This is a genomic window from Saccharothrix sabaoui (genome assembly GCF_051756985.1).
GTDB lineage: Bacteria > Actinomycetota > Actinomycetes > Mycobacteriales > Pseudonocardiaceae > Actinosynnema.
In genome coordinates this window covers 19260-30450 of record NZ_JBPKJK010000112.1, presented here as the reverse complement: position 1 = coordinate 30450, position 11191 = coordinate 19260, and the positions used below count along the sequence as shown (strand labels likewise).

8 protein-coding genes and 1 pseudogene are annotated in these 11191 nt (G+C 74.4%); 2 read left to right on the top strand and 7 right to left on the bottom strand.

What is annotated here, in order from left to right:
* The 7 genes and pseudogenes from ACR807_RS28675 to ACR807_RS28645 all read right to left on the bottom strand — a co-directional run.
* On the bottom strand, nt 1–2087 hold a 2087-nt coding region (locus tag ACR807_RS28675; protein WP_438924554.1), incomplete at its 3' end, for a choice-of-anchor P family protein.
* A 203-nt stretch (nt 2088–2290) separates the two neighbouring features.
* Nucleotides 2291–3100: an FAD-dependent monooxygenase gene (locus ACR807_RS28670; RefSeq protein ID WP_438924553.1), complete on the bottom strand. Its 810-nt coding sequence runs from the start codon at nt 3098–3100 to the stop codon at nt 2291–2293.
* A 196-nt stretch (nt 3101–3296) separates the two neighbouring features.
* Nucleotides 3297–3371: pseudogene (locus tag ACR807_RS28665) on the bottom strand (FAD-dependent monooxygenase); the annotation flags it as partial.
* A 106-nt stretch (nt 3372–3477) separates the two neighbouring features.
* Entirely contained in the window at nt 3478–4017 is a 540-nt protein-coding gene (locus tag ACR807_RS28660) for a hypothetical protein (protein WP_438924552.1), read from the bottom strand.
* The gene (locus tag ACR807_RS28655) at nt 4017–5708 is read right to left on the bottom strand and encodes a PHP domain-containing protein (protein ID WP_438924551.1); all 1692 of its coding nucleotides are present in this window, start codon (nt 5706–5708) and stop codon (nt 4017–4019) included. Before ACR807_RS28655 ends, ACR807_RS28660 begins: the two co-directional genes overlap by 1 nt.
* 118 nt (nt 5709–5826) lie before the next feature.
* A complete protein-coding gene (locus ACR807_RS28650) occupies nt 5827–6654 on the bottom strand; it encodes a hypothetical protein (RefSeq protein WP_438924550.1) in 828 nt (275 codons plus the stop codon).
* A complete protein-coding gene (locus ACR807_RS28645; RefSeq protein ID WP_438924549.1) occupies nt 6651–7646 on the bottom strand; it encodes a hypothetical protein in 996 nt (331 codons plus the stop codon). Before ACR807_RS28645 ends, ACR807_RS28650 begins: the two co-directional genes overlap by 4 nt.
* 315 nt (nt 7647–7961) lie before the next feature.
* Here ACR807_RS28645 and ACR807_RS28640 point away from each other — a divergent pair, with 315 nt between their 5' ends.
* Both ACR807_RS28640 and ACR807_RS28635 read left to right on the top strand, forming a co-directional pair.
* Nucleotides 7962–10511 (top strand): DUF4118 domain-containing protein, encoded by a 2550-nt coding sequence (locus ACR807_RS28640; RefSeq protein ID WP_438924548.1) that lies wholly within the window; start codon nt 7962–7964, stop codon nt 10509–10511.
* Entirely contained in the window at nt 10508–11182 is a 675-nt protein-coding gene (locus ACR807_RS28635; protein WP_438924547.1) for a response regulator, read from the top strand. Before ACR807_RS28640 ends, ACR807_RS28635 begins: the two co-directional genes overlap by 4 nt.
* Nucleotides 11183–11191 lie beyond the last annotated feature (9 nt).

Sequence of the window (11191 nt, the reverse complement as noted above, 5' to 3'; positions counted from 1 at the left end):
CAGCCGGACAGGACGATCTCCTGGCCCAGCAGCGTGACCACCCGCACGGCGTACCGCGCGAGCTGCCCGTTCGGCCCGACGACCTCCTGGTTCAGGTGCACGGTCGCCACGCCCGGGATGCCCACGGTGGCCGGACCGGTGCCGATCGGTCGGCCGTTGAGCGAGCCCACGCGCGACCCGGTGCTCAGGCCCTCCTCGGTGGCGAGGCAGCTCACCTCCAGGTCGGACACGGTGACCGCGCCGCCCAGCAGGCTCGCCGAGGAGATCTCCGCACCCGCGTCGGTGCGCCCGGTGGTCGGGTCGGGGGAGCAGTCGGCGTGCAGCGCCTGCACCGACGCCAGGCCGGGCACGGTCACCGTCGCGGTCGTCCGGTCCGACGACGGCGGGCACGTGGCGTGCGGCGTCTTCGCCACCGCGACCAAGCCGGAGGCGCTGATGCCCCACGCCTCGGCGCGGACGTGCGACACGAGCCGGACCGTCGCGGTCGCCCGGCCACCGTCGTCGTCGGTCACCGTGACCAGCACGGTGTGCGCGCCGACGCCGGTGTAGGCGTGGGTCGCGGTGCACGTGCCCGACCCGGCGCCCTGCGCGACCGTGCCCACCGCCGGCGCGGCGCCGTCGGCGAAGTCCACGGTGCAGGTGTGCGTGTCGTGCATCGCGATGTCGGTGAACGGCGCGGTCACGGTGATCGGCGCGCCGCGCAGCACGAGCGTGCCGTCGGCCGGGGAGCTGATCGACACCTGCGGCGCGACATTGGTCAGGGTCAGCGTGGTCGTCGCCACGACGGGCGCGTTGAGGCCGTCGGACGCGGTGAGGGTGAGCGTCCACACGCCGTCGTCGTCGCAGGTGATCGTGGTGGTCGGGTTCGACGGCGCGGCGAAGGCGCACGTCGCCCCGGGGTCCACGCCGGACAGCGGGGTCGCGGTCCACGACGTCGTCAGCGACGGGCCGTCGGGGTCGGTGGCGGTGCCGGCGACGCCGACAGGCGTGCCCTCCTGCCCGGCGTACGGCCCGCCCGGCAGCACGGTCGGCGGGTCGTTGACGATCACGTCCGTGCAGTCGGTGACGGTGCCCGGCCCACCGCCGTCGGTGCCGCGCGCGGTCACGCACAGCTGGTACGTGCCGGAGGTGAGGACACCGGTGGTGGCGCTGTAGGACACCTGCGCGGGACCGGTCTGCGGCAGGGCGGGGGAGACGTTCGTGACGGCCGTGGGCGAGCCGCCGTTCACGGTGAGCGTGAGGTCGGTCAGCCGGGAGGCGATGACGCCCGGCACGACGCCCGGCAGGTTCGCCGGGTCGGGCACCGCGGTGCACGTGCCGCCGGTGAGGTCGGCGATGGCCTGGAGGCTCGCGTTGTAGTCACCGCCGTTGCACGCGGAGCCGGGGCCGACGGCGAAGGTGAAGTAGTCGACGTTCGCGGGCACCGCGCCCGCCACGCCGGTGACGTCGCCGGAGGCGAAGCCGTCGGACAGGAACAGCACGACCTTGCGGTTCTGCGACTGGGCGTCGGTGACGGTCGTCGCCGACTGCACGGCGGGCACGAAGCTCGTGCCGCTGGGGAAGCTCTTGGCGGTGAACTGGGCGACGCCGCCGGCGAACGCCGAGCTCACCGCCTCCTGGACGTCGCGGGTGCCGTTGCCGTTCTCGTCGGCGGCGGGGGTGGTCAGCAGCTGGTCGCCGGCGGCGGGCCGGACGTCCACGGTCGCCGCGCTCGAGCCGAACACGACCGCGCCGACGTCGCCGACCACGCTGTCGGGTGCCGCGGCGATCGCGTTGAGGTTGGCCACGGCGGTCTTCTCGCAGTCCAGGATCGTTGCCCCCCCGCACTGCGCGGCCGTGCTGCCGGACACGTCCACCACGTAGGTCAGCGCGGTGTCCTTCACCGGGACGCCCGTGCCCACCGCCGCCGTGCCGGTCACCGTGACGGGCCCCTGAGGCACGACCGTGCCGGGCGCGGGGCTCGCGACGTCCACCGAGATGCTCGTGCCGCCGGGCAGGTTGCCGTCCACGGCCAGGGCCTGCGCACCGCTCGCGACCACCGCCACGACGGCGACCAGCGATACCGCTGCCGTCTGTCTCTTCCTCAACGTCCTCACGCCCTTCCTCAGGGTGGCACGCCGTCGTGCCCCTAGGGGAATGTCGAAAGGCGTGTGCGCTGAGTTACTGCTCCGTCCTAGTGAGTGACAACCTGTCGGGCGACCTCGCCCGGTCGGCCGTCACACTGTGCTCTATCCGGTGGGTGACATCCCTGCGGAGAGCCCACCGCGGGTGGACCGCAGCCCCAGCCCGTTCACGACCGCCTCGCCCGGGGGCCGAGGCGGGTGTCCGGGAACGACCCGTCGCCGAACAGGAGGCGGGCCGCCACCGTCCGCCCGAGCGGCGTGCGCAGCACCGTGAACGCGGACTCGGCCACGGCCGGTTCGCGCAGCCGGGACAGCAGCCCGCGCAGCAGGAGCCGGGTGCGGAACCGGGCGCGCAGCGCCGCGCCGGCGTAGTGGCGCAGCACCGAGGCGTCGCCGGTGCGCAGGTGGTCGCCGGTGACGGCGGCGGCCGGCCCGGCCATGCGCAGGCACGGGTCCAGGCCGCCGGCGGTCAGCGGGGACACCGCGCCGGCCGCGTCGCCGACGAGCAGGCCCCCGGGGCAGGCGATCCGGCGCAGCACGCCGCCGACCGGGATCGGCCCGCCCCGGCGGCGCACCGGCCCGGCGGGCGCGGGCACGCCGGGGAACCGGTCGCGGAACGCGCGCAGCAGCCCGGGGAGCGGCGCGACGAGCCGGTCGGGCAGCCCGGCCAGGCCGACGTGCGCCTGCTCGCCGTCGTCGACGACCCACGCGAGGTAACCCGGCGCGAGCCGCGGGTCGAACACGCAGTGGAACGTCGACGGGGACGTGCTACCGGCGACCGGGGACACCTCCTCGACGCCGATGGTCATCCACCGGTTGGTGTCGAGCCCCAGCCGGCGCGCCACCGTCGAGCGCGCCCCGTCGGCCCCGACGGTGAAGCGCGCCCTGACCTCGTTCACCGGGTACGGCACGCCCAGGCTCACCCGCGCGCCGGCCTCGACCGCGCGGGTGAGCGCCTGCGCGCAGACCCCGGCCATGTCGGCGACGCGGAACTCGTCGCGCGCTGACCGGCTCGACCGGCGCGCGCAGCGACGGCGGGTGCAGCAGCACGCGCCGCACCGCCGGTCCGAGGTGGTCCTCCGGCAGGGCGAAGTCCTCCAGCGCCCGCCGCACGAAGATGCCCGTGGTCCGGATACCGGTGTCGAGCCGCCCGCGGCGTTCGCACACCAGCACGTCGACCCCCTGGAGCGCGAGCAGCCGCGCGGTCTCCAGGCCCGCGACCCCGGCGCCGACGACGAGGACGTCCACGTCTTCCACGCCGCCCGACGCCAGCCCCGCCGCCCTGGTCGGGCCGCCGGCCGCACGACACCTCCACCGGACCTCCACGACCCCCTCACCCGACCGGGCCCGGAGGTCAGTGCGCGCCGCCGCAGCACTCGTGCGGGTTCTCCGACTCCGCTGGCCGCAGCACCCCGCCCACCGCCGGTTCCACGAGCAGCACCAGTTCGCCGTCCCGGCACACCGGGCGCAGGAAACCCAGCGTCTCCACCGGGTCGGCCGGTCCCACCGGCACGCCGATGCCCACGACCCGGTCGATCGCCGAACGGGCCACGACCTCGGCCGCCGGGTGCGTGCCGATCAGCACCTCCTGGCCCGGGAAGCGGATGCAGCGACCGTCGGTGCGGTCACGCGCACCGACGGCCGCGCGTGCGCCGGGTGAGTCGGGGGAGTCCGGTGTGGACACCGGCGCGCCCAGCAGCTCCGCCACCGGGTCACCGGTGACGTGCGCCGAGACCGCGGTGACCGCGACCGGTCCTCGGTGGTCGACGTGGGTGAACACGAGGTCCGCGCCCGGGATCGCGGCGAGGACCAGCGCGTCCAGGTGGGCCGCGCCGTGCCCGTCGGGGAGCACGGGCACGGCGCCGACCCAGCCGCGCGCGGGCCGGCCGGTCATCAGATGACGTCGACGAAGACCGGGTTCGCGTAGAACCACAGGTCCGACCACGGGTCGGCGTCGCCGATCACATCCATGACGGGGTTGCCGTCGGGGGTCAGCCGGTTGCCGTCCGACCCGCGCAGCCGCAGGTAGAACGCGCCGTCGACCTTGCGGAACACGTGCGTGAACTTCACCGTGCCGCGTGCCGTCCGGGCCACCTCGAAGGTCTTCACGACCTTCGTCAGCGGCGCGCTGAACGCGTCGCGGTCGGCCGCCGGGCCGGTGACCGGACCCGCGACCAGGTCGACCTTCGCCAGCCGCGGCACCACGCCGCCGAAGTTCGCGCCCCGCGCCAGGTCCACCTCGACGACGACCTCGACGTCGTCACCGCGCCGCACGAACGTGCGACCGCCGATCGTGACGCCCCGGTTGTCGCCCTCGCCGAGCGAGCGGACCCGCACGTTGAGGCCGTCGATGATCCGGCCGTGCACGGCGACGACCTTGCCGCCCTGCATGCCCCGCATGACGTCCACGTAGGACTTGGAGTTCGCGCCGACCAGCGTGGAGCTGTAGAAACCGGGGAAGTAGTCGCCGTTGACCTGCTCGACGCCGGTGTCGACAGGGGCGCCCTTGCTGCCGGTGGTGTTGTGGTCGCCGGGACCCGGCTTGAACGTGTCCTGGTGCACCTGGTGGGCGTCGGAAGTCGCGGTGACCCACCACGGCCGGCCCTCGGCGAGCAGCGAGTCCCACAGCCCGCCGACCTTCGCGGTCATCCAGTCGAAGCCGCCGTACGTGCGGTACGGGTTCTCGGTCGCCGTGGGGGCGAAGCCGGGGAAGCTGTCCTGGTTCGGCGAGCCGTCGTAGTAGCCCCGGGCACCGCCGCGCCCGCCGTTCGCCGTGCCGATGCCCGCCGCCTGGTGGCCGGGCGCGCCCTCCATGCCGACCGCCACGTCCGGCGCCGCGTCCCGCCAGCCGCGGATCTCGTGCGGGCTGTCCACGCCGCGCCGCGCCGGGTGGTTGGCGAACATCAGCGCGATTTCCGTGCGGCCGGACAGCACCTGCGCCTCCAGGTACCGCAGCGCCGCCAGCGCGTACGGCTCGCCGTCCGCGCTCGTCGAGCGGGCGATCAGCCCTCTGCCGCCCTGCGCCGCCGGGGTGGACAGCACGCCACCGTCGTAGGCGGCCTCGAAGGCGCGCAGGATGTCCACCGTCGAGCGGCCCGGCGGCAGGAACACGGTGGCGTGCTCCGCGCCCGGGATGTTCCACTCCAGGCCCTGGTACACCAGGACGTCCCGGTGCGAGCGGCGCGCCCTCTCGATGTCCGGCGTCACCTGGTCGATCGAGAACTTCTCGTGCGCCACCCCGCCGTGGTCGGTGATGACGACCCAGTCCAGCCCGTGCTGCCGGGCCTTCGCGACCTGCTGCGCCACCTCGTACTGCCCGTCGGACGAGTACTTGGTGTGGATGTGGTGGTCGCCCGCGTACCAGCGGTCCCGCCCGCCCCACGGGTTGACCGGGCGTGCCGGGCGGTCGTCGTGCGCGTGCGCGGGCGTCGCGCCGACCGCGGTCGCGATCCCGGCCGCACCGAGCCCGGCCAGGAACCCGCGCCGCGCCACGGAGAGGGGACGGTCGTCGCGGTCGTCGCGCCAGCTCCCGTCGGCCTCCTCGTGGTGGTGCTCGTGGTCGTGGCCGTGGTGGTGGTGCGACATGGGGCGGTGCTCCGATCTGACCCGGACATGCGGCGGCGCAGCGAAGTATCGTGAGTCGGCCACGTGTTCCGGTGGTGCGCACCGTCGAACTCCGGGTGAACACTTCCGCCGTCCCGGCTCAGGAGCACACGGGTTCCTCGTCCGGGGCGGGGTTCTCCACGGCGCCGCAGTAGCTGTGGGTACGGGTGGGGCTCATCGTCCACGTGGCGGTCGCCGGCCAGTAGCCCATCCCGCCGCCGTCCTCGGTGGCGAACAACGGGCCGCCTCCGTTCACCGGCACCTCGCGGAACTCGTTCCCCTCCGTGATGCCCACCTCGACGCGGTAGGCGTATGGCCCCGATGTGCCGGTGAGGTCCACGGCTACGCCCAGCTCAGCCGGGGACCGGGGCGTCACCTCGTGCGGTCCGGACAGTACCGTCGACCGTTGGCCCGACCGCTCGTCGTGGACACTGAGCCGCATCGAGTCGTGATCGGGAAACGGCAGTTGTGCGCCGGGGCGGGGCAGGCAGGCCAATCGGACCTTGGGGGGCCCACCCCCGGCTTCCCGGTACGGCGCGGGATCGGGCGACACGCGTACGTGCACGCTCTCGACGGTTGTGCTGTAGTTCGCCGACAACGTGATGGTGTGCTCCGCGACGCCGGCGGGCAGCGCGCCCTCCCGCAGCGCCCACGCCTGGAGGCCGGGGCAGTCCACCACGTCGTCGGGCGGCGTCGACCTGGCGAGCGCCTCCGGCGCCAGCAGCACCCACCCTTCGTCGACACCGCGCCCGCCGACCACGACGGCCACCTCGATCTCCGGCTCCTGGGCGGGTACCGGGCTCCACCCGGTGGAGGGCTCCGGCGTTGGCACCGCCGACCGCGTCTCCCACAGCACCGCGAGCCCCACGAGGAGCCCCACGACGAACCCGGTGGCCAGCACGACCGTTCCGCGCGTGCGCCTTTTCAACGGAACATCCCGCCCTCGCCGCGCTCGACCCAGGTGCCGCCGTTGACCTGGTACCCGAAGCGCTGCCGGTAGTGGTCCGCGAAAGCCGTCGTGGCGAACGGCGCGCCCTCGTCCTTCACCTCGAAGGTCTGCTTCTGCCCGTCGATCTCGGCGTGGATTTCCGGGTACCACTCGCAGTACGACTTCGTGACGCGCCCGACGACGTTGAACGGTTGGGTCTGACCGGGTTCCAGTTGCACGTTCTCGCCGTACGTCCACGGGTCGCCGAGGGTGCCATCGTCGTTGGTGACCCGCGCCTGGGGGTCGTCCTCCTCCAGGTCGAAGGCGAGGTCGATCACTTCGACACCGCCTTGCGCGCCGGCCCACGCCAGTGCCCCCGACAGCGGGGCCGACCGCTTCACCTTGGCCCTGATGTCGGTGATCAGCACCGGCTTCGGCCAGTGGTTGACGACCGTCATCCTCAGCCTGGTGAAGTTGTACGACTCGCCCCAGTAGTGGTGCGCGATGTAGACGGGGTGTGCGGTCGCGGTGAGCGGGCCCAGGGCGGGTTCGCCGGACACCGCCAGCATGTCCCGCACCTGGACGTCCGACAGGGGATCGGCGAACGCCCACCCGAACGCGTCGTCCGCGCGGACCTGAGGCACGGCCTTCACGCCGAGGACGCCCTTGGCGCGCGCCTTGGCCTGCTCCGCCCGGGTGACCTCGTCCTGCGCGACCGGCTCGATCGACGGGTTGACCAGCCGGCTGACGACCCCCGCCGCCAGGCCGCCCCCGACCACGCCCGCGATGGCGAGCACCACGTCGCGCCGCGGCACCAGCCGCTTGCGCCACGCAGCGCGGTTCGCCAGCTCCCCGACCTTCGCCGCGAAGCGCTCATCGTCCCGCAGCGCGACCGCGAGAACGGCGAGGAGTTCAGGCGACACCCGGCCGTCGCGCGCGAATTCGGCCCACGGCGCGGCGGCGTCCGGGGAATTCGCGAGTCTCAGTTCCACGACGTCGTGCAGGTGCACCCGGGCCGATCTGAGCGTTCCCCGCGAGTTGAGCACTTCGAACGCGAAAGCGGCTAACGCGCTTGGCTCCACGGAATCCCCCAGGGGTGTCGAACCGGAGAAATGGACGACAGCGAACAGCCGACCACCGCACACCGGAATCCGAATGATCCTCGGACGGGTCGCGGTGTCGTCGCCGCCGAACGCATTCCGCCATCATGCCGGAATGCGCCACCTCTCCGCGCACCACTGGTGGGCCCGGCTGCATTCGGGCCGGCTCGTCGAGGTGGCGTTCGGGACCGGGAGCAGACTGGGGGCGTGGACAGCAAGCGCAAGCGCGGTGAGCTGCGGATCTACCTCGGGGCCGCGCCCGGTGTCGGCAAGACGTTCGCGATGCTCGGGGAGGCGCACCGGCGCGCCGAGCGGGGCACCGACGTGGTCGTCGGGCTGGTCGAGACCCACGGCCGGGAGAAGACCGCGGCCCTGCTCGACGGGCTGGAGCGGCTGCCGCTGCGGGTGGTCGCGCACCGGGGGGTCGAGCTGGCCGAGCTGGACGTGGACGGGGTGCTGGCCCGCGCGCCCGAGGTGGCGGTGGTGGACGAGCTGGCGCACACCAACGCGCCCGGCTCGCGCAACGCCAAGCGGTGGCAGGACGTGGAGGAGCTGCTCGACGCGGGCGTCGACGTGCTGTCCACGGTCAACGTGCAGCACCTGGAGTCGCTCAACGACGTGGTCGCGCGCATCACCGGTGTCGAGCAGCGCGAGACCGTGCCCGACGAGGTCGTGCGCCGCGCCGAGCAGGTCGAGCTGGTCGACCTGACCCCGGAGGCGCTGCGCCGCCGGCTGGCGCACGGCAACGTCTACGCCGCGCACAAGATCGACGCCGCGCTCGGCAACTACTTCCGGGTCGGCAACCTCACCGCGCTGCGCGAGCTGGCGCTGCTGTGGGTCGCGGACCAGGTCGACGTGGCGCTGCAGCGCTACCGCAGCGAGCAGCGCATCACCGATACCTGGGAGGCCCGCGAACGCGTCGTCGTGGCGATCAGCGGCGGACCGGAGAGCGAGACCCTCATCCGGCGCGCCCGCCGCATCGCGCTGCGCGCCGGGGCCGACCTGCTGGTCGTGCACGTCCTGCGCGGCGACGGGCTGGCCGGCGCGTCACCCCGCTCGGTGGGCGGGGCCCGGCGCACCGCCGAGGACCTCGGGGCGACGTTCCACACCGTGGTGGGCGACGACGTGCCGACCGCGCTGCTGGAGTTCGCCCGCGGCGTCAACGCCACCCAGCTGGTGCTGGGCACCTCGCGCCGCTCGCGGCTGGCCCGCGTGGTCGACGAGGGCATCGGCTCGGCCGTCGTGCAGGCGTCCGGGCCCATCGACGTGCACATGGTCACGCACGACGAGGCGCGCCGCGGACGCCGGCGCCGGGCGGCGGGCACCGCGCTGAGCCGGTCCCGCACGCTGCTGGGGTGGGTGCTCGCGCTCCTCCTGCCGGCCGCGATGACCGGCCTGGACCTGCTGTGGGGCGACGGGCTGACGGTGTCCACCGACGTCGTCGGCTACTTCCTCGCCACCGTCGTGGTCGCGCTGGTGGGCGGCGTCGGGCCGGCGGTCGGCGCGGCGCTGCTCGGGGCCGGGCTGCTCAACTTCTTCTTCACCGCGCCCCGCTACAGCCTCGCCGTGGCCACCCCGGAGAACCTGGTCACGCTCGTCGCGATGCTGCTGGTGGGCGTACTGGTCGCGCTGGTCGTGGACCGGGCGGCGCGGTTGGGCGAGCAGGGCGCGCGGGCCCGCACCGAGGCCGCGCTGCTCGCCTCCTACGCCCGCACCGTGCTGACCAGCCCGTACCCGCTGGCGCGGCTGCTGGAGAAGGTGCGCGAGAACTTCGGGCTGGAGTCCGTGGCGCTGCTGGAGCGCCGCGACGGCGGGTGGGAGCGCGTGGCGTGCGTCGGGCCCGAGCCGTGCGACGAACCCGACGAGGCGGACGTGGACGTGCCGGTCACCGCCGACGTGCACCTGGCCCTGCGCGGGCGCACCCTGCCCGCCGGCGACCAGCGCGCCCTGGAGGCCGCCGCCGGGCAGGCGCTGATGGCGCTGCGGCAGCAGCGGATGGCCGCCGAGACCGCCGAGGCCCAGCGGCGGGCCGAGACCACCGAGCTGCGCACCGCCCTGCTGTCGGCCGTCGGGCACGACCTGCGCACACCGCTGACCTCGATCAAGGCCGCCGTCGGCAGCCTGCGCGACGCCGAGCTGAGGCTGTCCGCGCAGGACACCGCCGAGCTGCTGGAGACCGTCGAGGTGTCCGCCGACCGGCTCACCGGGCTGATCGACAACCTGCTCGACTCGTCCCGCCTGGCCACCGGCGCGGTCGTGCCGCAGCTGCGCGCCGTCACGTTCGACGAGGTCGTGGCGCGCGCCCTGGCGGGCATCGACGAGCGCCGGACCGTGTCGGTCGACGTGGGGGAGGAGCTGCCCGCCGTGCGCGCCGACCTCGGCCTGCTGGAGCGCGTCGTGGCCAACGTCGTGGACAACGCCCTGCGGCACGGCAGGCTCACCCCGCGCCGGGCGGTCGACGTGGACGGCGACGGCACGATCGCGCTCGACGAACCCGAGGTCGCCGTGCGCGCCAGCGCCCACCACGACCGGGTGGAGCTGCGCGTCGTCGACCACGGCCAAGGGCTGCCGAAGAACACGGCGGACGCGGTGTTCGCGCCGTTCCAGCGGCTCGGCGACCGCGACGCCACCCCCGGCGTCGGGCTGGGGCTGAGCGTCGCCAAGGGCTTCACCGAGGCCATGGGCGGCACCATCACCGCCGAGGACACCCCCGGTGGCGGGCTGACCATCGTCGTCTCGCTGCCCACCGCGTCGTGACCACCGTCCTCGTCGTCGACGACGACGCGCAGCTCCTGCGGGCGCTGCGGATCACCCTGGGCGCGCACGGCTACGACGTGCGGACCGCCGCCGACGGGGCGGGCGCGCTGCGGGAGTGCGCGCTGCGGCCCGACCTCGTCGTCCTGGACCTGGGCTTACCCGACGCGGACGGCGTCGACGTGATCGCCGAGGTGCGCCGCACCAGCACCGTGCCGATCGTCGTGCTGTCCGCCCGGCTCGACTCCGCGGCCAAGGTGCGCGCCCTCGACGCGGGTGCCGACGACTACGTCACCAAGCCGTTCGGGACGGAGGAGTTCCTGGCCCGGGTGCGCGCCGCCGTCCGGCGCTCGGCCCGGCGCCCGTCCGGCGAACCGCCCGTGCTGACCGCGTCGTTCACCGTCGACCTGGCCGCGAAGAAGATCCACCGCGACGGCGGCGAGGTGCACCTGACACCCACCGAGTGGGGCCTGCTGGAGGTCCTGGTGCGCGCCGCCGGCGAGCCGGTCAGCGCCCACGACCTGCTGGCGCGCGTGTGGGGCCCGAACCACACCGACGCGACGCACTACCTGCGCGTGTACCTGGCCCAACTGCGCCGCAAGCTGGAACCGGACCCCGCCCACCCCCGCCACCTCCTCACCGCCCCGGGCCACGGCTACCGCTTCCGACCGTGAGGCGCGCCG